This is a genomic window from Spirochaetota bacterium (assembly GCA_040756435.1).
Lineage (GTDB): Bacteria > Spirochaetota > UBA4802 > UBA4802 > UB4802 > UBA4802.
In genome coordinates, this window is record JBFLZD010000001.1 from 147,648 (window position 1) to 167,691 (window position 20,044).

Consider the following 20,044-nt stretch of genomic DNA (forward strand, 5'->3'; position numbering starts at 1 on the left):
TTTACTTATGCATATCATCAAACCATGCCCTTCTTGCGGCATTAAGCTGCGTTTCCCTATTGATTCTGGGAAAATTAAAGTGCAATGTCGTTGTGGATATTCCTTCTTAGCCAATCCGGATGATCCAGAACTGTATACGAATGCAACGTTTGATGTAACTTTGAAGAAAAAGCCCAAAACCAGATTATCTTTCACAAATATAATTAAAACAATAATTGAAAAATTATATGCATACTGGTATACACTTGGTAATTTTAAATTATTGCCAACAAAAGATAAAATAAAGGTTATTGCTATAGCTTTAGTTTTTATACTGCTTATACTACTTATTATATATTATATGTTCTTCTGGCATTCACAACCTCCAGAAAATGGTATTGTTATATGATTCACATAAATGACACACGCACCTATCATAAAGAGCAAATAGCCACGCTGGGGTGGGAGCTAACAGTTTGTAATATGCTCTATCCAGAAAACAGCCCCTGCAGGGAAGTGATAAAGAAAAATGCGTCGTATGGGATGCTATTGTATGAATTTCTTGCAAGTTATATTGATATGAAACAGGTTAAAACAATACTTGAGGCTGGAGGGGGGGTATGGTTTTTTAATGAAGGATTTTTTAGCATATTGTCCACATGTTCACTGTACCATGGTTGATATATCTCCTGCAATGCTTTCAGAACAGAAGAAAAACATAAAAGGTAATGTTTCATTTGTACATTCAGATTTTCTGGAACTGGATAATGCGCTACTTGCCAATATTGATCTTATTATATGTAATGAGATAGTAGGGGATTTTATTACAGTTTGTGAAATCACAGATGAAATACTGGAATCTTCTGAATTAGATGAAATAAGAGAATGTAAACGCTTTATTAATATGTATAACCTTGAAATTAAAGCCAATCCATTTAATTTCAATTTAGGGGCTCTGCTTGCAATAGAAAAGATGTGTAAAACAGGAACCAAATACATATATATAAGTGAGCATAGCTGTGAATCAGAATCACAGGGTGATTTCAGAGAATGTGTGCCTGTACGGTCAACCTTTAATCCATACGAAATACGGCTATTTGGGCATAGTGAATATACCATACGATTTTCACATATTGAAGCTGTAGCTAAAAAATGGGGTTATACCGTTCACAGAGGAGTATATAATGATATATTTGGTTGCCGTATGACACCAAAATTACAGTTTATTTTAAACAGCACAGCCAGTGCAAAGGATGAGTATGAAATATTACAGCAGTTTATAGGTGATATGTTTACCTATGAATACATTGTTTGCTGTAAATAAATGGCGTAGAATTTACTCAATATACAGCCATATATGTCCGAAAATCAGTACAGTAGGGTCATTACTTTTAACAAGTATGGTATATTCATTTAACAAAACAGAACAGGGTTACTTCTTGAAAATTGAAGGGGATCTTGATTTATATTCTTCCTACAATTTGAAAGAAGATGTGAAAAAGGTATATCTATCTGCTCCTGATGATTTAACAATTGATCTTTCAGGGTTAAACTATATTGACTCAGCAGGTATTGCCTTTTTAATTGATATAAAAAAAAGCAGTATGCAAAAGGGAAAAAAGTGTGAAATACAGAATATCCCCGGCGATATTTTAAGGATGTTTCGTTCTCTACGGGTTGATACTATTTTACAGATACGCTGATGCACATAAGCCTACCTGATCAATAACATCTATCCTTAGTTAATATTTGAAAAATAAAATATTTTTTGCTATAAATGTATCTTAACAGAATTGTTGACAAAATTGTCATACCATACCACGGTGCTTTAACAATACGTTACCTATTTTTTATCAAAATTAAATAATAGAAAGGATAGAATATGGAATTACACGAGCTAAAACATAACAGGCTCAGAAAGTGGATTGAGGATGCAATAGCATTGATGCAGCCGGAAAATGTATATGTATGTGATGGTTCAAAGGCTGAATATGACCGGCTGGCAGAGCAGATGGTTGCTGAAGGGTTGGCTATTCGTTTAAACCAGAAGAAACGCCCTGGCTGCCTTTTGTTTCGATCAGACCCAAGTGATGTTGCACGTGTTGAAAACAGGACATATATTTCTTCAAAAACAAAAGAAGCCGCTGGTCCAACTAACAACTGGATTGATCCTGTGGAGTTGAAACAAACTATGACTGATCTTTACCGCGGTTGTATGCGGGGGCGTACCATGTTTGTCATTCCTTTTTCAATGGGCCCCGTGGGTTCACCAATAGCAAAAATTGGAGTGGAAATTACTGATTCGCCGTATGTGGTTATCAATATGCATATTATGACTCGCGTGGGCGCAAAGGTGCTGGATGTGTTAGGCACAGATGGTGAGTTTGTTCCATGTTTTCATTCAGTAGGTAAACCACTTGCAAAAGGTGAAAGTGACAATGGCAGATGGCCCTGTGCACCACTTGAAAAAAAATATATATCTCATTTTCCTGAAACCCGTGAAATATGGTCGTATGGTTCAGGCTATGGCGGTAATGCGTTGTTAGGAAAAAAGTGTCTGGCACTCAGAATTGCATCAGTCATGGCGCGCGATGAAGGATGGCTTGCCGAACATATGCTGATATTGAAAATAACCAACCCGGAAGGCAAAACAAAATATATTGCCGGGGCATTCCCGTCAGCTTGTGGGAAAACAAATTTAGCCATGCTTGTCCCAACAATCCCCGGATGGAAGGTTGAAACGGTTGGCGACGATATTGCCTGGTTAAAATTTGGAAGTGACGGGCGCTTATATGCCATTAATCCCGAAGCAGGTTTTTTTGGTGTTGCACCGGGTACATCTGAACAATCAAATTACAATGCCATGAAAACCATAGAGAAGAATACCATATTCACCAATGTTGCACTTACAAAAGATTTGGATGTATGGTGGGAAGGTATTGGCTATGATCCTGATGGGAAGCTTATAGACTGGACGGGTAAAGATTGGATTTATGATAAAAATAATAAGGACCAGGCTCCTGCCGCACATCCCAATTCGCGGTTTACTACACCCGCCAGCCAATGCCCGTCCATAGCAAAAGAATGGGAGGATCCCAATGGAGTTCCCATCAGCGCATTTTTATTTGGTGGCAGACGTGCTCATACAATACCCCTGGTACTTGAATCAAAAAATTGGCTGCATGGTGTATTTTTGGGGTCGATAGTTGGTTCTGAAGTAACTGCTGCTGCACTGGACCTAAAAGTGGGACAGGTCAGAAGAGATCCTTTTGCTATGCTTCCATTCTGTGGCTATCACATGGGTGATTATTTTAAACACTGGATACATATTGCACAGAAAACAACGCCCGATAAGTTGCCAAAAATTTATTTTGTTAACTGGTTTAGAAAGACAGATGATGGGAAATGGCTGTGGCCAGGGTATGGCGAAAACAGCAGGGTATTAAAATGGATATTTGAACGATGTGATGGAAGTGGAAAAGCAATTGAAACACCAATAGGTAATATGCCCACAATAGATGCAATTGACAGGCCATCAAGCGTACCTGTTCAGGATATGGAAGTATTGCTGAAAGTTGATACCGAAGGTTGGCTACAGGAGGTTGATGATATCCGTACCAACCATTATCCAAAATTTGGTAATCACCTGCCTGAAGAATTGTATGCATTACTTGATGAAATGGAAAAAGGCTTACGTAAATAACAATAAAACGGGGTGTAACAAACACCCCGTTTTTTAAGCATAGTGCAGATAAAAAAACACTTGCTAAAAACAATGACTTCCCATACTATTTAGCATTACAATTTTTGATTAACAATATTTATATTATAAATGGTTAGAGAGGTTACCATGTCAGTTGCTACCTATATTGCTGAAGCCATGACACGCTCGTCATGGATCAGGAAGATGTTTGAAGAGGGGGCTCGTCTTAAAGCACAGTATGGTGAGGAAAATGTCTATGATTTTAGCTTGGGTAACCCTGATGTTACACCACCACAATCATTTTTTTCAACACTGCAATCGTTAGCATCACAACCCGATCCAAAAGCACATGGCTATATGCCAAATGCAGGGTTTATGTCTGCACGCGCCATCATTGCAAAAAAAGTTGCAAAAGATCATTCTATAGATATCAGCGGCGATTATGTTATTTTAACCTGTGGTGCTGCAGGGGGCTTAAATGTTGCATTGAAAACTATATTGAATCCCGGTGAGGAAGTCATAGTGCCTAAACCGTATTTTGTGGAATACGGGTTTTATATTGCAAATCACAATGGTAGTATAAATTTAGTTTCAACAAAATCGGACTTTGCCCTGGACATTGATTCAATAGAAAAAGCAATTAATGAAAAAACGCGAGCAGTGCTTATTAATTCTCCCAATAACCCTACAGGGGTTATCTATTCCCATGAAGATATAACCAGATTGGCTGCAGTACTACAGCGTTACTCTGAAAAATTTGGAAAACCCATTTACCTGCTTTCCGATGAGCCATACCGTGAATTGGTATATGACAATAGTACAGTGCCTAGCATCCTTTCCCATTATTCACATTCAATGGTTGTTTCATCTTTTTCAAAAACATTATCGCTTCCCGGTGAACGAATAGGATACATTGCAATCAATCCTTCCATGCCAGAAGCTGATATTGTTATGGCAGGGCTTATATTATGTAATAGAATATTAGGGTTTGTTAATGCGCCTGCTCTTATGCAACGGGTTATAGAAAAAATTGCATTTGATACTGTTGAAGTAAAAGCATATTCAACACGGCGAGATATGATTTGTGAAGGATTGCAAAAGGCAGGATATTCATTTGTTAAGCCAAAGGGGGCGTTTTATGTTTTCTGTAAGTCCCCACTGGACGATGATGTAGTATTTGTTAAGCATCTTCTTAATTTTAATATACTTGCTGTGCCGGGTGTGGGATTTGGTGGTCCCGGGTATTTTAGATTAGCTTTCTGTGTACCAGAAAAGGTGATTGAAAAATCCATACCACAATTTAAAAAAGCCCTTGAATCACTTTCATAAAAAATTGGCCATGATTGAACAAAAAGATTCATTTAATGTTTTTGCTAAAGTTTTGTTTGCAGTGGTAGGGTTTATAGTTGGGTTTATTGCTATACGCCTTTTTTTTATTCCGGTAAAGATTGACAACTCCTTAATGGAGCCCACTTTTACAGTCAATGATTATGTGTGGTTTTATAAAACAAAAAATGTTGATTCAGGTTCGATAGTTCTTTACAAAAGCCCACTTACAGGAAAACTTGTAAGCAGGGTGATTGCTAGATCTGGTGAAACGGTAGAGATAGTTAATAAAGTGCTGTATGTAAATGGGATAAAATATGCACCAGCGTGGGCAGTTAAAAAAAGCGATACACGGATATTCCCTTCCCGATATGTAAACCGGGATAATATGAACACAATAACCGTGCCTGATGGTCATGTTTTTGTATTGAACGATAACTGGGATACTCCCAATGATAGCAGGCTATTTGGTGTCATTGCAATTGAAGACATTGTTGGGAAATATTTATTCAAGATTTCACTTAAAAAGTGAAGTGTATGGTGCTATGGGGCCATCTCAAAAGTAATGTCTTTGCAAAGACTTTGGCTTTTCTGTCATTGCGAGGAGCAAGTGACGAAGCAATCCCATTTTTGATGGTATTGAGACTGCCACGCTGCGCTCGCAGTGACGTACACACTATGGACATTGTGTGCCCCACAGTTTCTTTTGAGACATCTCCTTGCTGAAATTGTTATTGCTGTTGTTTTTCTTTTTTATCCACTACAAATCTGAAAGAGCCCAACTGCTCAACCATCTCTTCATTAAATTTCTTACGGGACAGTATATAAATGCTATTCTCCATTTCGTTTGCAACCCACCATACTGATTCAATCTCAAGTGCTTTCATTATATCTTCAAGTGCAGGCGTTCCTACTGATTTTACCAGAAAATGTGATGCCCAGTAGCGTACCAGTGGGCTTTTATGTGTCAATGATTTACGCATAAGTGCTTCATTTTCGGGCTTATTCTGGTTAAGTGTGTACTGGATATATGCAGCAATGACCTTAATTTCCGGGTCATCGCTGTTTGCAAGCTGGGCAATGTCCGATGCTAAGGAACTGTCGCAATATACACTTGATACCATGAGCGCTTCCCATTTAATGTCTTTATTGGAATCAGCAAGACCTTGCTTTACAACCGTTATAGCCTCTGGGGTAGGCTTAAAAAAACGAAGAGCAAAAATAATTGCACGCTTAACCTCAGTGTTGTCCTCTTTTTTGTAGCGTTCAACTAAATAGGGTATTGCACGATCATCTTTAAGCCGTCCCAATGAAATAGCCGCTGCCTGGCGTACCCGCACGCCTAAAGACTGGTTTTCTGACTGAAATGATTGGTCAAGATATTTAACCAGGTACCAGAAAGCCTTTTTATTCCCGGAATAGCCTAACGTGTACATGGCAGTGATTCGTTGTTCCCAGGTACCGTTTTTCAGCATTTCTATATAATCATCAGCCAGAAGTATTTCTGTAAAAACAAATAATGAAATAACAAGTGATAGTATTCGGTATTTCATGGTAACAGTCCTCTTAATATATTCAAATGTCACATTACCCATACGATATATAATTTCATATTTTTATACTGAAGTATAATTACAGTAACTATCGCCTTAAATAGGGAATATGTAATGGTGAATGTGTTCTATTAATTCAAACATAATAAAGATATAATAAAAAACTCAATTAAAATTTAATTTTTTTTCCTTGCATTTACAAGGTTATTGACAATTTTAATAAATATTAATACAATTTACATTCTTAAAAAATTGAAAAAATATATAGCCATAAAAAAGGAGCCGGCAATGTTCAATAAACAGTATGAAGCAATGGAAATTAAAAAGTTAAAGGAATTGCAGCTTGAGCGATTGAAGTGGTCATTGAAGCATGCGTATAATAATGTCCCCTATTATCGCCAGTCATTTGATAAGGCAGGGTTTAATCCTGATAAATTCTCTTCGCTTGATGATCTGAAACATGTGCCATTTTTAATGAAGCAGGCCATGCGTGATAATTATCCGTTTGGCCTTTTTGCTGTTCCCATGGAAAAAGTTGTACGCATTCACTCATCATCCGGCACAACTGGCAATGCTACAGTAGTTGGATATACAAAAAATGATATTGAGGTGTGGGCTGAAGTAATGGCTCGTACTATCGCCGCTGCAGGTGGTACTGAGAAAGACATTATTCAAGTGGCATACGGGTATGGTCTTTTTACCGGTGGTCTGGGAGCACACTATGGGGCCGAAAAGTTAGGAGCTACTGTTATCCCTATTTCAGGTGGCAATACTGAACGGCAACTGATGTTAATAAAAGATTTTGGTACCACGATGCTGGCATGTACACCTTCGTATGCAATCAACATGGCTGACTTTGTTGAAAAAAAGATGAAGGATTTTGACTTTAGAAAAACTAAATTGAGAGCAGGTATATTTGGTGCTGAACCATGGACTGAAAGCATGCGAAAAGAGATTGAAAGCCGCATGGGTATTGATGCCTACGATATCTATGGTTTAAGTGAGGTTATAGGACCAGGCGTATCGTGCGAGTGCAGCGAAAAGTCAGGTTTACATGTATTTGAAGATCATTTTTATGTTGAGGTGATAGATCCCCAAACAGGTGAGGTGTTGCCAGAAGGAGAAAAAGGTGAGATTGTGTATACATCGCTTACCAAGGAGGCATGTCCGGTGATACGGTATCGTTCACGCGATATTACAAGGATTTATCGTGACGCGTGTAAATGTGGGCGTACTTTAATAAAGATGGAAAAAGTTACTGGCCGAAGCGACGATATGCTCATTATACGTGGTGTCAATGTATTTCCGATGCAGATAGAAGCGGTGCTCATGGAAATAGAAGGTACCGAGCCACACTACCAGATTATAGTGGACCGCAAAGGTGCACTGGATGATGTTGAAATAATGGTTGAGGTAAACGAAAAGATATTCACTGATGAATTGGGTGCATTGAAAGGTCTTGCTGAAAGGATTGAGCAGCGCATACGAAGTGCTTTAGGGATAAGTGCCAAGATTACACTGGTTGAGCCAAGCACGTTACAGCGCAGTGAAGGAAAAGCAAAACGAGTAATTGATAAGCGACAGCTCTCATAAAAAGATTAAGGTATGGAGGAAAACAATGAATGTTACACAGTTATCACTTTTTTTGGAAAACAAACCCGGACATTTGCTCAATGCTCTTAAAGTACTTGCTGATGAAAATGTTAATATACTCACGTTAACCATTGCTGAGGTAGCTGATTTTGGTATAGTTAGAATGATCGTCAATAAACCTCAAAAAGCACTGGAATCTCTTCGTCAGCATAAATTTGTTTGTTCACCAACTGATGTACTGGCAATTGAACTTGATGACAAACCTGGCTCTTTGATGAAAGCGCTGGAGACATTTTCAAAAAGAAATTTAAATATAGAGTATATGTATGCATTTACTGAAAAACGAGGTGATAAAGCGGTAATGATATTTAAATTTGCTGATATTGAATTGGCAAAGAAAGCTCTTCTTGAAGAAGGGTTTAATGTTGTGAAAAAGATTGATTTGATTGGAGAATAAAACAATGCAAAAAAAGGTAATGCTGGGCAATGAAGCTATAGCCCGTGGTGCGTATGAAGCCGGGTGTATAGTTGCTGCTGCGTATCCCGGTACGCCCAGTACAGAAATTCTGGAAACAATAGCAGCAGAATATCCAGATATTAAAGCACAGTGGTCACCCAATGAAAAGGTGGCATTAGAGGTTGTAGCAGGTGCTTCGGTTGCGGGTGCTCGGGCAATGGCAGCCATGAAACACGTGGGCTTAAATGTAGCAGCCGATCCGCTTTTTACATTTTCATACACCGGAGTCAATGGTGGTTTTGTTATTATTAATGCGGATGACCCGGGAGCATGGAGTTCACAGAATGAGCAGGATAACCGCCATTATGCACGTGCTGCAAAATTACCAATGATTGAACCCACAAGCCCTGAAGAAGCACGCAAATACACTAAATTAGCGTTTGAATTATCTGAACAGTTTGATCGCCCTGTTATTGTACGCATTACTACCCGTATTGCTCATTCTCAGGGTATTGTTACCTTAGAAGAACCAAATAAACCTGAATTAAAACCATTTGTGCGTAATCCTCAAAAATATGTCATGATACCTGCCCATGCACGCCCCCGGCATGTATTTATTGAAGAGCAGATGCTGAAATTAAAAGAATATTCAAATACATGTGAACTGAATTCTATAGAATGGAATTCAAAAAAGCGTGGAGTTATTACTAATGGCGTTGCATACCAGTATGTGAAGGATGTGTGCCCGGATGCGTCAATATTAAAGATTGGGGTAGCATGGCCTCTGCCTGATGCAAAGATTCATGAATTTTGTAGTAATGTTGAAGAACTATATGTAGTAGAAGAACTTGACCCATTTATTGAAGATTATGTACGGGCATTGGGATACAAGCCAGTTGGGAAAGAAATAATCCCTTTATGTGGAGAGTTAACCCCTGAAATAATAGATATGGCAATCAATAAGAAACGGCCAAAGAATGAAATACCGGTGTATTCCGGTACAATACCCGGAAGGCCACCGGCGTTATGTAAAGGGTGCCCCCATGGTTTTGTATTTGAGGTATTAAAAAAGTTAGATGTTGTTGTTAATGGCGATATTGGCTGTTATACACTGGCAGTGTTACCACCCTATTCTGCAATGCACACCCAAGGTTGTATGGGTGCAAGTATTGGGATGCATTTGGGTTTTGAAAAAGCACGTGGGGAAGAGATGGCGCGAAACAGTGTTGCAGTTATTGGTGATTCAACATTTGTTCATTCAGGGATAACCCCTTTAATCGACTTAGTATACAATAAGGGTACTGGTACAGTCATAATTCTGGATAACCGTGTAACAGCAATGACGGGACATCAGGACCACCCTGCTACAGGAAGGACTTTAAAAGGTGAAGAAACCCATGAACTGGATTTAGAGCTTTTGTGCAAGGCAGTTGGTGTAAAACGAGTACGAAAAATTGACCCAAAAAATATAGAAGAATTTGAAAAAGCTGTTCGTGAAGAGATGGCAACAAAAGAGCCGTCAGTTATTATTTCGTTGCGGAAATGTATTTTGACAAAGTAAAGGATGAATACTATGAAGAATATAATCTTTGCTGGCGTTGGTGGCCAGGGGGTAATACTTGCAAGCAAAATCTTAATGCAGGTTGCCATGAATGCAGGGTATGATGTCAAGGAGTCTGAAGTTCATGGCATGGCACAGCGTGGTGGCAGTGTTGATTGCCATGTCAGATTTGATAAAAAGGTATATTCGCCACTTATTGAAAAAGGAACAGCCGATTTTGTGGTGGCACTGGAGTTACTTGAAGCTATGAGAAAACTGGACTATCTATCGCCACAGGGGATGCTTATTGTTAACAGGTTTAAGGTAAACCCTGCCCCTGTGGAAGCAGGGCTTGCAAAATATCCTGAAGATATTGAAAGCTGGCTGTGCAGCCATGTGCCCCGATGCCATGTGGTTGATACAACCCAGGCATTAAAAGAAGCTGGTTCAAGCAGGGCGCTCAATATAGTAATGCTGGGAGTTTTATCTAATTTTCTTGAATTTGATCAGAAGGCATGGGAAGAAGCAATACGACAGAGTGTTAAGGAAAAGTATGTAGATATGAATATAAAAGCATTTAACTTAGGGAAGAATATTCCTGTATCAGGGTAGATAGTAATTTTTTTAAAACATTGAAAAAATGAGCAAATTGTCTTTCGTTAGTAAGAGGGGATATCTCATTTTAACACACTATATTATTAATTCCATTTTTTCTATGGAGGAAAACCAATTGGCTACACATCCCTATTATAATCGTTATAGAATCAGTGTTATTATTATATTAATAGCTGTATATGTAAGCTGTAGTTCTGGCAAGCCCAAAGAACTTCATGAAAATCTGCCTAAGATGAAGACCATCAAAAAAATAGCTGTGATGGTTAGAATTCCATCAAGCAGCCCTATTGAGTATGCACGGTATACCAAAACCCTGCAGGCGATGTTAGCTGGGTATACACAAAAAAAAGAAATGATTGTTATTTTAGAGGAATTACCTGCACTTACTGTTTTTCAGTCTAATGACGATAGGTTTTTCCAGACATCATTAGAAGGTGAATTTTTATATTATAAAGCAACCGGGATAGTAAATTCATATTGTTTCAAGAATAAAAATGAATTACAATCGTTATTTGAAAAGTATGGATGTGATCTACTGGTAGTCTATGAGCCATATGGTGTGGTATCGTATGGGATGGGCTTTATGGATTATGACTCGGTTATGGTTATTGTAAATAAAGAATTAAAAATTACATATTTTGACTATAATCATGACCGAAAAGAAACTAACGAATTTTCCACTGAAGTTTTGTGGGATTTTCTGCTCAATGAAATTAATACACGGTGTGTAAATACATTAATGGAACTTGGCTTTATCAAATGATTTTTTGGAGACGGCGGGAGTCGAACCCGCGTCCTACAACACATACCTACAGCCTCTACATGCTTATCCTGTTCATTTGTCTTATCACTGGTTAGGGGAACAGGAACCCGCCCCGGTGAGCAAATCCTTACAGTTTTGCTATTGAGCCAGGATCAAAACTCAATAACTATCCTCTGTATCTTACGCCTTTATCATCCCCAGAGGAGCGGGATCGATAAAGACGCCCGCAGGGATTAAGCTGCGAGTGCTAAATCGTTGTTTGCACTTATTTTAACCTGCCAGTTTTTACGAGCCAGCAGAAACTCGGCATGCAACTGTAGACACGTCATTGCAGTCGAAACCAAGATCGTCCCCTTTCATATATAATATACAATAAGATGTACAAATGTCAATATTTATTGGGATAATTTTTTATACGTGGTACTGTATTTATGCTAAAAAGCTTCACTGCGTCATTATACATGACCAGATGAGAACTTTCTTATGGTCGTAGTAATGGTGGCTATGGTTTGGAATGAGGTCAGTAAGTTTGTTTAAAACAGTGCTTAAGAATAAGATTACAAATATTTTTAAAGAAAAGTTTTAAAACATAGAAAAAACCACAATGAAAATTTCAATAATTGCATCGATAGTAACTGGTGAATGTTGTTTTATATTAAATTGGATAATAAATGAAAAGAGTAGTAGAATATTTTAATGTGCAATGATTAATAATTATAATCAGAGAACAGCAATAATTTCTTAAAAAATTTCATAATGAATATAGTGTACACCGGGGCCGTCTCAAAAGAAACTGTAGGGCATGCAATGGCGTGAGCGCAATGTCATTGCGAACGAAGTGAAGCAATCTCTATGCCCCTCAAAAGCAAGATTGCTTCGTCACTTCATTCCTCGCAATGACAGGAAAACAAAAGTCATTGCAAAGAGGTGTCTTTTGGGACACCCTTGGTGTACACTGTTTTATGTTTTATTCAAATTTACATATTTAAAAATAATTGGTGATCAGAGAATATGAAAAATGATATTCTAAAAAACCATTTTTTACATCCACGTAATGTAGGAATAGTGCAAAACTATAATCATAAAATTATTGTCAAAAGTGATCAATGTAATGATGTGATTACTTTTACGGTAACTATCGCACATACTACAATTGGTGATATTAAATTTGAAGCGTATGGATGTGGCTATGCCATAGCTGGTGCATCAGTGGTGAGCGATGCTGTTAAAGGTAAAGATATTGACGAGGGGATACGTGATGTGGAAGAAATGCTTAACACTATGATAATTCCGGATTCTAATATACGGTGCGTACAGCTTTCATTGAAGGCCATAAAACAATTAAAGGATACCATACTATCAAATGGACATACAGCTTGAAACGGTACACAATGTCAAAGCTTTTCAGTATCAGGAAGGTGCATTTGAGGAAATAACTGTACCAATAAGTACAGAGTATGGTATTACCATAGCAATCAATGGGAAGCCATTTGTTACCATTGCGTGTTCAGGCTCAGAGCTTTTTGAGCTTGCCACAGGATTTCTGGTTACTGAAGGCATCATAACCAATAAAAATGAAATTGAAGGAATACAATTTGATGCAAAAAATTTAATAATGCATATTACAATAAAAGAAACAGATGCAATTGTTCAGCGTCTTTTTACCATTCGTTCAATAGTCTCAGGCTGTGGCAATGCAACACAAAAATCTGAAGGGTTAAAAAAATTAACACCACCAAGCGTGTCACCTGAAACCATTATAAAAATTGGGAAACAGTTTTATCAAACATCTGAATTGCATAAGCTCACCCATGGTGTTCATAGTGCAGGTTTGTACAAAACTACCGGCGAATGTATTGCCTTCTATGATGAGATAGGAAGGCACAGTGCAATTGATAAGTTAGCGGGGTATGCATTATACAATGATATTCCACTCAATGACAAAATAGTGTATTCAACCGGTAGAATATCTGGTGAGATTATTCAGAAAGCCATTGTATCCGGATTTCCTATTATTGCAACCAAAGGCTCACCTACATCACTGGCAATACAACTGGCAAACGAGTACAACGTGGTGCTGATAGCTAAGGTGAGGATAAATCGCTTTAGCGTGTTTACAACATCAATTGATCTTCACTCAATATTTGGTATGGGTTTAACGCTCAGATAATTATTAGGAGGAATAATGGAAAATCTTTATCAAAAAGCATTAACAGTATCATATTTTACCGTTGGGTATAATATACTGGAAGGAGTGGCGTCTGTTATTGCGGGTGCTTTTGCCGGCAGTATTGCTCTGGTTGGTTTTGGTCTTGATAGCTTTGTTGAGTCACTATCGGGTATGATAATGATATGGCGTTTTAAAAAACATGGCATTGTGTCACAAGAAGAGGAAGAAGAAGTTGAACAAAGGGCACTGAAACTGGTGGGGTATACGTTTTTTATTCTGGCAGCATATATACTCTATGAGTCGGTAAAAAAATTATATTATGTAGAAATTCCTGATACAAGCCTGGTTGGGATTATTATTGCTGTATTGTCAATTATCATTATGCCAGCACTGTACGTTACAAAGGTGCAGGTGGGTAAGGCAATAGGCAGTAAAAGCTTGCTTTCGGATGCAAAGGAAACACTTGCCTGTACGTTTCTTTCGGTGGCGCTGCTACTTGGTCTGGGATTGAATTACCTGTGGGGTCTGTGGCAGGCCGACCCCATTGTTGGAATTGTAGTGGCGTTTTATTTAATAAAAGAAGGCAGGGAGATAGTTACCGGGGAAGAGGATTAATGGTTGAAAAAAGCTTGTTATTTTTATATATTCTTTTAGTGTGGCAGGGTTGGTGTTATAATTAAAAACAACAGAAAGGATTGAGTTATGGGTTGTACAGTTATTATTGGCACTCAATGGGGTGATGAAGGCAAAGCAAAGATGATTGATTACTATTCGCAGAAAGCGGATATTATTGTACGATATCAGGGTGGTGCCAATGCCGGGCATACAGTGGTGGTTAATGGGAAAAAGCATGTATTCCACCTTATTCCCTCGGGTATTTTGCATGAAGGCACTGTTTGCGTGATAGGTAATGGTGTAGTTCTGGATCCTGTGCAACTTATTGAAGAGTGCCAGCTGCTTGAAAAAGAAGGCATTGATGTCCGCAAACGGTTATATATCTCTGATGCTGCTCATCTTCTTTTGCCATTTCATAAAGAACTTGATGCTGCAATGGAGGAAGCGCGGTCAAATAAAATTGGCACCACAAAACGGGGTATTGGGCCATGTTATGCTGACAAATGCCTGCGGGTGGGTATCAGGGTTGGTGATATCTTTGACGAAGAATACCTCAAGGAAAGGCTTACAACAGCGCTTGCTGTGAAAAATACTCAGTTTGAACGCTGTTATAATAGAAAAGGTTTTTTATTTGAAGAAATATATGACCTCCTCATGCAATTCAAGGCGTATGCCGGCAATCTAGCTATTAACACTCCTTATTATTTGCATACTGAGGCCAAAAAAGGTAAAAATATATTACTAGAAGGCGCGCAGGGTAATGCTCTTGATATTGATCATGGCACCTATCCGTTTGTTACCTCATCAAATCCCAGTATAGGCGGGGCGATAGCCGGTTCAGGAATAAATCCTTTTTTAATAAATGAAGTCGTTGGCATTACCAAGGCGTATGTTACCCGTGTTGGCGAAGGCCCATTCCCAACAGAAGAAAAAGGTGAAGCTGGTGAGATTATGCGTCAGCGTGGTGGTGAATTTGGTGCTACTACCGGGCGTCCACGACGTTGTGGCTGGTTTGATATGGAGCTTTTAAAACATACCATTCGCATTAATGGGATAACAACTATAGCGTTGACCAAATTAGATGTGCTGTCAGGTTTTGAAACAATCAAGGTAGCAGTTGGATATTCGGTTAATGGGAAAAAGATTGATTATTTCCCTTCAGCTATGCAGGATAAAATTGTGCCTCTTTATGAAGAACATCCCGGCTGGGAAGAAGATATTTCACAGTGTACATCGTTTAAAGAGATGCCAAAAAATGCACAGAATTATGTACAATTTATCCAGGATAGTTTGCAGGTGCCTATCTCCATTATTTCCGTTGGGCCTGATAGGGCAAATACATTTGAATTGAAATGATTTATAATTATATACTGGTGTATTATTTCATGGAAAGGCAAAAAGAAAAACAAAGAATTTGCAATTTATTAAAGGATTATTTTAAGGTAAAAGCACAGGGATATAATATTGTTTTGGTATTTCTTTATGGCTCATGGGCTGCTGGTTTGGCTGGTAAGGATTCTGATATTGATATTGCAATTATGATAGAAGGGGAAAAAAGCGAAGAAGAAATTTTTTCAACGATTAATTCTATCACCCTGGAACTTCTTGATAATTTAAAACGTGATATCACTATTCTATATATAGATAATGATATCTCAAAACCACTTTTGCATTATAATGCTATTGTAAAAGGAATACCGGTATATATAAGTGATTTTTATAGATATGTTGACGTGTGGTTAAAAGCAATAGACGCTATGGAGGATTTTTCAATATTTGGGATAAAATGGAAATTGGAAGTAACAGAAAAAAGAATGAAGGATTTGTACAATGCAGTTTAACTATGCTAAAGGGAGAATAATTGATACTATTGAATTTATATCCAGAGAGATGAGTGAATTTTCAACTGATTATGCACAAAGGCAATATAAAGAATATGCGTCTGATAATAAACTGCAAAAGCTGATTGATAGGACAATAGAAAACATATTGACAGCTTTAATAGAAGTTAGTGGGACAGTTCTTGCTGAAAATGCCATTATGGCTGATAATTATGCTGATGTATTAAGAAAAACTGGTAATTTTTTTAATTTTCGTGATGATGAATGTGAGATATTAGCTACACTGGCTATTCAAAGAAACAGGTTGGCCCATAGATATTTAAATTTTAGATGGCAGGTTGTGAAATATTATAAAGATAATGAAAATACTATAAAGAAGCTCATTTATGCTATATTTGAATATGAGAAAGGGAAAAATAGTTAAATTTTATATAAAATTTTTTAATATATCATTTACAGCCGCATCAACACTTTCATATTGCTGCAATAGCGAATAATAAAGCTGATCAATTTTAAAATTTGGATAATAATCGGCTAAATAACGGTATACTCCCATCCTTCTGCCAATAATAAATTTTTCCTGATCTTCCTGTGGCATTGATAGAAATTCATCTATTATTGCAAGCATGGTTGCTTTATCATAAGGGAATGTTCCTTCAACATCTTCAAGTAAATTCATCATGTGGTCACTTGTCAGTCTACTGGTAATACCATCACAATGTTCTATAAAAAGTCGTATCTCCTGTACTTTTTCAACCTCGGATAATGGTGTCCATGAGCCTTGTTTCATCATTTCATACAGAGGTGTCCCCGGGATGGGCACGGTGCTGCGCAGCCGAACAAAGGTTGGATTTGCAGTATTAATGACCAGGGCACTTTGAATAGCATTTTCTTCCATAAATTCTTTACCACCAAGTCCAGGCATATAATAATACGATACATCAAAGCCAGCTTCAACGGCCTTTTGCCCTGCATCTATGAGTTGCTGTTGTGTGGTTCCTTTGTTGACAAGTGCAAGCACGGTGTCAGAGCCTGATTCCATGCCTATATGAAGGCGGGTAAGTCCTGCCTGGCGTATTGCCTTCAAATCATCCAGCGATTTTTTACTGATGGTTGCTGCACGCGCATACGAGGTAATGCGCTCTACAGTAGGGAAGCGGTTTTTTATGTGATTAAGAATTGTACACAGGTCTTTGGCCGATAGTACCAGTGAATTAGCATCCTGCAAAAAAGCTGACTTCATGCCATACTGCAGCCAAAATGCAACCTGCTCATAGTAATACAGTGGGGTATCATCAGTGCCTTTTGCATTTGGCAATGTGTGCATGGTAATACCATTGGAAGCTACATCCAGAATGCGCTGTGATAGGGTATATATTGCATCTATGTCAGCGATAACATCCTGGATAGGGCGCCGTGAAAACTGCTGGCCTTTATAGGTATGGCAGAATGCACATTTGTTCCAGGGGCAATTGCGCGTAACCCTTATTAATATGCTATATGCCTCAGATGGTGGACGTATAGGTCCCAATTCAAATATATATGGCATTTGATTACTCCTGCTGGAATATAGTATATCAAAAAATGGCAGGTTTTCATGGAATTGGAAATGAAGGGCAGTTAAAAATGATTTTTCAATTGACAGTAATGGATTTTTTTACCAATTTAAATTCATTCACAGTAACTATCGCTTGACATACAAAAATGGAAAATACCTGTTGTTAAGGATATATTAAGGTAATCCATAGCTTATACAAGATTTATTATTTCCAGGAGAATAAAATATAATGACTGAAGACATGAATGATCTTATACTGCAGCGTATTGAAAAAGTAAATGTACTGCGCAAAAAAGGCATAAATCCATATCCAATACGCTTTAAACGAACTCATACGGCAGCACAGATTAAAGAGTTATTTACCGAAGGGCAGGAATTGCAGGTAAAGGCTGCTGGCAGGATAAAATCTAAACGCGTTATGGGGAAGGCAAGCTTTGCGCATATTGAAGATTTAAGCGGGCTTGTCCAGGTGTACGCACGCCTTGACAGAATGGGTGATGAAAAATATGAGCTGTTTAAGACAATGGACCTGGGTGACATCATTGGTGTTGCCGGGCATGTGTTTAAAACAAAACAGGGTGAAATAACTATTGAAATAACCGATGTTATGTTGCTTGCTAAATGTATTCGCCCGCTTCCTGTTGTTAAGGAAAAGGATGGTAAGGTTTTTGACGAATTTGCGGATAAAGAGCAGCGATACCGACAGCGTTACGTGGATTTGATTGTCAATACGCAGGTGCGCCAGCAGTTTATTCTCAGAAGCAGGCTCATTACCGGCATACGAACATTTTTAAATCAAAAAGATTTTATTGAGGTGGAAACACCTATGATGCAGGCCATACCCGGTGGTGCGGCGGCTCGTCCGTTTATTACCCATCACAATGCACTGGATATTGATCTGTACTTGCGCATTGCACCGGAGTTGTATCTCAAACGGCTGCTTGTTGGTGGATTTGAGAAAGTGTATGAGTTAAACCGCAATTTTCGCAATGAAGGAATATCAACGCGCCATAATCCTGAGTTCACCATGCTTGAGCTGTATCAGGCGTATGCGGATTACAATGATATGATGGACATAACCCAGGAGATGATAAGTACACTGGCGCAGCAGCTACTGGGTACCATGGTCATACAGTATCAGGGTAACACGATTGACCTGACACCACCGTGGGATAAAATTACCTATGTTGATGCGCTGAAAAAATACACTGGCATTGATTTTCAGGAACTGTCGCACCGTGAAGCATTACGTAAAGCAAATGAAATGGGCATAGATGTTGATGAAGGCATGTCCAAATGGAAAATAGCCGAAGAGATGTTTGAAGAAAAGGTAGAGGCTAATATCATACAACCAACATTTATCATAGATTATCCCAAGGAACTATCGCCCCTTGCAAAAAGCCGGGAGGATAACCTTGAGTTTGTTGAGCGCTTTGAGGTATATATTGCAGGGCGCGAGATGGCTAATGCATTCAGTGAACTCAATGACCCATTTGACCAGCGTGAGCGCTTTGAACAGCAGGTAAAGATGCGTGAGGCTGGTGATGATGAGGCGCAGATGATGGACATAGATTACGTTACTGCGCTAGAATATGGGATGCCACCGGCAGGTGGTCTTGGCATTGGCATTGACAGGCTGGCTATGCTTTTCATTGATACTGCATCAATTAAAGATACCATCCTATTCCCGCTGTTAAAACCTGAAAACCGGTAGCGCATATGGTTGCTCATTATTCATATAAACAGTATGGGTTGCACATTCACAGGTTTTTATACGACTGGGTTCTTTCGTGGGCACATACGCCATTTGGCGAGCGAGCTTTATTTGTACTTGCACTGGCCGAGTCATCTTTTTTCCCCATTCCACCTGATGTGTTGCTCATTGCACTGGTACTTGGTAAACGAGAAGCTTTTGCGCGGCTTGCCACTCTGTGTTCGGTTGCGTCAATTATTGGGGGGCTTGTAGGGTATGGTATTGGATATTTTTTATGGTATGATGGCGATAGTTTTTCAAAAATAGCCCTGTTCTTTTTTAATAATATCCCTGGATTTACCATTGAAACATTTACTGCTGCACGTCAGTTATATGACACCTATTCATTCTGGATAGTGTTCACCGCAGGGTTTACGCCAATTCCGTATAAAGTTATAACCATCACGGCCGGTGTTGCCAATATAAATATAGTTATATTTATACTAGCTTCGATTATTAGCCGTAGCTTACGGTTTTTTATGGTTGCAGGGCTGATATGGAAGTTTGGCGAACCAATTAATGCATTTATTAATAAATGGTTCAATGTATTGTCCATAGTGTTTGTTATCCTGCTTTTT

At 38.5% G+C, this 20,044-nt stretch carries 23 protein-coding genes and 1 other RNA gene; 20 read left to right on the plus strand and 4 right to left on the minus strand.

Going from position 1 to position 20,044, the window contains the following annotated elements:
* The first annotated feature begins 7 nt into the window (after positions 1–7).
* From AB1444_00750 to lepB, 7 genes are all read left to right on the plus strand, one after another.
* Positions 8–388 (plus strand): hypothetical protein, encoded by a 381-nt coding sequence (locus AB1444_00750; protein ID MEW6525177.1) that lies wholly within the window; start codon positions 8–10, stop codon positions 386–388.
* Positions 385–660 carry a hypothetical protein gene (locus AB1444_00755; protein ID MEW6525178.1) on the plus strand — a complete coding sequence of 92 codons (276 nt, stop codon included), beginning with the start codon at positions 385–387 and terminating at the stop codon, positions 658–660. The genes AB1444_00750 and AB1444_00755 overlap by 4 nt, the downstream gene beginning before the upstream one ends.
* The gene (locus tag AB1444_00760; GenBank protein MEW6525179.1) at positions 611–1,303 is read left to right on the plus strand and encodes a class I SAM-dependent methyltransferase; all 693 of its coding nucleotides are present in this window, start codon (positions 611–613) and stop codon (positions 1,301–1,303) included. The genes AB1444_00755 and AB1444_00760 overlap by 50 nt, the downstream gene beginning before the upstream one ends.
* A 115-nt stretch (positions 1,304–1,418) precedes the next feature.
* On the plus strand, positions 1,419–1,682 hold the full coding sequence (locus AB1444_00765) for an STAS domain-containing protein (GenBank protein MEW6525180.1): 264 nt from the start codon (positions 1,419–1,421) through the stop codon (positions 1,680–1,682).
* A 179-nt stretch (positions 1,683–1,861) separates the two neighbouring features.
* Positions 1,862–3,682, plus strand: a complete 1,821-nt coding sequence (locus tag AB1444_00770) for a phosphoenolpyruvate carboxykinase (GTP) (GenBank protein ID MEW6525181.1) — start codon at positions 1,862–1,864, stop codon at positions 3,680–3,682.
* A gap of 147 nt (positions 3,683–3,829) precedes the next feature.
* On the plus strand, positions 3,830–5,011 hold the full coding sequence (locus tag AB1444_00775; protein ID MEW6525182.1) for a pyridoxal phosphate-dependent aminotransferase: 1,182 nt from the start codon (positions 3,830–3,832) through the stop codon (positions 5,009–5,011).
* A 10-nt stretch (positions 5,012–5,021) separates the two neighbouring features.
* Positions 5,022–5,540, plus strand: a complete 519-nt coding sequence (lepB, locus tag AB1444_00780; protein ID MEW6525183.1) for a signal peptidase I — start codon at positions 5,022–5,024, stop codon at positions 5,538–5,540.
* On the opposite strand, the gene AB1444_00785 is transcribed toward lepB, so the two are convergent.
* Together AB1444_00785 and AB1444_00790 are read right to left on the minus strand one after the other, a co-directional pair.
* Positions 5,530–5,694: a hypothetical protein gene (locus AB1444_00785; protein ID MEW6525184.1), complete on the minus strand. Its 165-nt coding sequence runs from the start codon at positions 5,692–5,694 to the stop codon at positions 5,530–5,532. The genes lepB and AB1444_00785 overlap by 11 nt on opposite strands.
* A gap of 45 nt (positions 5,695–5,739) precedes the next feature.
* Entirely contained in the window at positions 5,740–6,561 is an 822-nt protein-coding gene (locus AB1444_00790) for a HEAT repeat domain-containing protein (protein ID MEW6525185.1), read from the minus strand.
* Positions 6,562–6,849: 288 nt separating this feature from the next.
* Between AB1444_00790 and AB1444_00795 the strand changes: the two genes are divergently transcribed.
* From AB1444_00795 to AB1444_00815, 5 genes are all read left to right on the plus strand, one after another.
* Entirely contained in the window at positions 6,850–8,154 is a 1,305-nt protein-coding gene (locus AB1444_00795) for a phenylacetate--CoA ligase (protein MEW6525186.1), read from the plus strand.
* A gap of 25 nt (positions 8,155–8,179) precedes the next feature.
* A complete protein-coding gene (locus tag AB1444_00800) occupies positions 8,180–8,611 on the plus strand; it encodes an amino acid-binding protein (protein MEW6525187.1) in 432 nt (143 codons plus the stop codon).
* Positions 8,612–8,615: 4 nt separating this feature from the next.
* A complete protein-coding gene (locus AB1444_00805) occupies positions 8,616–10,172 on the plus strand; it encodes a thiamine pyrophosphate-dependent enzyme (protein ID MEW6525188.1) in 1,557 nt (518 codons plus the stop codon).
* 12 nt (positions 10,173–10,184) lie between these two features.
* Complete coding sequence (locus AB1444_00810) at positions 10,185–10,763, plus strand: indolepyruvate oxidoreductase subunit beta (protein MEW6525189.1); 579 nt, start codon at positions 10,185–10,187, stop codon at positions 10,761–10,763.
* 118 nt (positions 10,764–10,881) lie between these two features.
* Positions 10,882–11,529, plus strand: coding sequence for a hypothetical protein (locus AB1444_00815; GenBank protein MEW6525190.1), 648 nt, complete (start codon positions 10,882–10,884; stop codon positions 11,527–11,529).
* A 2-nt stretch (positions 11,530–11,531) separates the two neighbouring features.
* Here AB1444_00815 and ssrA read toward each other — a convergent pair.
* Positions 11,532–11,883: a transfer-messenger RNA gene (gene ssrA, locus AB1444_00820) on the minus strand.
* Positions 11,884–12,540: 657 nt separating this feature from the next.
* Between ssrA and AB1444_00825 the strand changes: the two genes are divergently transcribed.
* From AB1444_00825 to AB1444_00850, 6 genes are all read left to right on the plus strand, one after another.
* Complete coding sequence (locus AB1444_00825) at positions 12,541–12,909, plus strand: iron-sulfur cluster assembly scaffold protein (protein MEW6525191.1); 369 nt, start codon at positions 12,541–12,543, stop codon at positions 12,907–12,909.
* Entirely contained in the window at positions 12,893–13,699 is an 807-nt protein-coding gene (gene fdhD / locus AB1444_00830) for a formate dehydrogenase accessory sulfurtransferase FdhD (protein ID MEW6525192.1), read from the plus strand. Before AB1444_00825 ends, fdhD begins: the two co-directional genes overlap by 17 nt.
* 15 nt (positions 13,700–13,714) lie before the next feature.
* Complete coding sequence (locus AB1444_00835; GenBank protein MEW6525193.1) at positions 13,715–14,314, plus strand: cation transporter; 600 nt, start codon at positions 13,715–13,717, stop codon at positions 14,312–14,314.
* Positions 14,315–14,401: 87 nt separating this feature from the next.
* Complete coding sequence (locus tag AB1444_00840) at positions 14,402–15,670, plus strand: adenylosuccinate synthase (GenBank protein MEW6525194.1); 1,269 nt, start codon at positions 14,402–14,404, stop codon at positions 15,668–15,670.
* A 29-nt stretch (positions 15,671–15,699) separates the two neighbouring features.
* Complete coding sequence (locus AB1444_00845; protein MEW6525195.1) at positions 15,700–16,155, plus strand: nucleotidyltransferase domain-containing protein; 456 nt, start codon at positions 15,700–15,702, stop codon at positions 16,153–16,155.
* Positions 16,145–16,579, plus strand: a complete 435-nt coding sequence (locus AB1444_00850) for a HepT-like ribonuclease domain-containing protein (GenBank protein MEW6525196.1) — start codon at positions 16,145–16,147, stop codon at positions 16,577–16,579. The genes AB1444_00845 and AB1444_00850 overlap by 11 nt, the downstream gene beginning before the upstream one ends.
* Before the next feature lie 3 nt (positions 16,580–16,582).
* Here AB1444_00850 and AB1444_00855 read toward each other — a convergent pair whose 3' ends face one another.
* Positions 16,583–17,704, minus strand: a complete 1,122-nt coding sequence (locus tag AB1444_00855; protein ID MEW6525197.1) for a radical SAM protein — start codon at positions 17,702–17,704, stop codon at positions 16,583–16,585.
* Between the two features lie 238 nt (positions 17,705–17,942).
* Between AB1444_00855 and lysS the strand changes: the two genes are divergently transcribed.
* Entirely contained in the window at positions 17,943–19,427 is a 1,485-nt protein-coding gene (gene lysS / locus AB1444_00860; GenBank protein ID MEW6525198.1) for a lysine--tRNA ligase, read from the plus strand.
* 5 nt (positions 19,428–19,432) lie between these two features.
* Positions 19,433–20,044 (plus strand): YqaA family protein (locus AB1444_00865; protein ID MEW6525199.1); only part of this gene is annotated, 612 nt, incomplete at its 3' end.

Coding starts and splice junctions, on each gene's coding strand:
- AB1444_00845 (MEW6525195.1), top strand. CDS start 15,700: ATGGAAAGGCAAAAAGAAAAACAAAGAATTTGCAATTTATTAAAGGAT.
- AB1444_00750 (MEW6525177.1), top strand. CDS start 8: ATGCATATCATCAAACCATGCCCTTCTTGCGGCATTAAGCTGCGTTTC.
- AB1444_00835 (MEW6525193.1), top strand. CDS start 13,715: ATGGAAAATCTTTATCAAAAAGCATTAACAGTATCATATTTTACCGTT.
- fdhD (MEW6525192.1), top strand. CDS start 12,893: ATGGACATACAGCTTGAAACGGTACACAATGTCAAAGCTTTTCAGTAT.
- AB1444_00790 (MEW6525185.1), bottom strand. CDS start 6,561: ATGAAATACCGAATACTATCACTTGTTATTTCATTATTTGTTTTTACA.
- lysS (MEW6525198.1), top strand. CDS start 17,943: ATGACTGAAGACATGAATGATCTTATACTGCAGCGTATTGAAAAAGTA.
- AB1444_00755 (MEW6525178.1), top strand. CDS start 385: ATGATTCACATAAATGACACACGCACCTATCATAAAGAGCAAATAGCC.
- AB1444_00785 (MEW6525184.1), bottom strand. CDS start 5,694: ATGTCCATAGTGTGTACGTCACTGCGAGCGCAGCGTGGCAGTCTCAAT.
- AB1444_00760 (MEW6525179.1), top strand. CDS start 611: ATGAAGGATTTTTTAGCATATTGTCCACATGTTCACTGTACCATGGTT.
- AB1444_00855 (MEW6525197.1), bottom strand. CDS start 17,704: ATGCCATATATATTTGAATTGGGACCTATACGTCCACCATCTGAGGCA.
- AB1444_00795 (MEW6525186.1), top strand. CDS start 6,850: ATGTTCAATAAACAGTATGAAGCAATGGAAATTAAAAAGTTAAAGGAA.
- AB1444_00810 (MEW6525189.1), top strand. CDS start 10,185: ATGAAGAATATAATCTTTGCTGGCGTTGGTGGCCAGGGGGTAATACTT.
- AB1444_00850 (MEW6525196.1), top strand. CDS start 16,145: ATGCAGTTTAACTATGCTAAAGGGAGAATAATTGATACTATTGAATTT.
- AB1444_00840 (MEW6525194.1), top strand. CDS start 14,402: ATGGGTTGTACAGTTATTATTGGCACTCAATGGGGTGATGAAGGCAAA.
- AB1444_00800 (MEW6525187.1), top strand. CDS start 8,180: ATGAATGTTACACAGTTATCACTTTTTTTGGAAAACAAACCCGGACAT.
- AB1444_00805 (MEW6525188.1), top strand. CDS start 8,616: ATGCAAAAAAAGGTAATGCTGGGCAATGAAGCTATAGCCCGTGGTGCG.
- AB1444_00825 (MEW6525191.1), top strand. CDS start 12,541: ATGAAAAATGATATTCTAAAAAACCATTTTTTACATCCACGTAATGTA.
- AB1444_00770 (MEW6525181.1), top strand. CDS start 1,862: ATGGAATTACACGAGCTAAAACATAACAGGCTCAGAAAGTGGATTGAG.
- AB1444_00775 (MEW6525182.1), top strand. CDS start 3,830: ATGTCAGTTGCTACCTATATTGCTGAAGCCATGACACGCTCGTCATGG.
- lepB (MEW6525183.1), top strand. CDS start 5,022: ATGATTGAACAAAAAGATTCATTTAATGTTTTTGCTAAAGTTTTGTTT.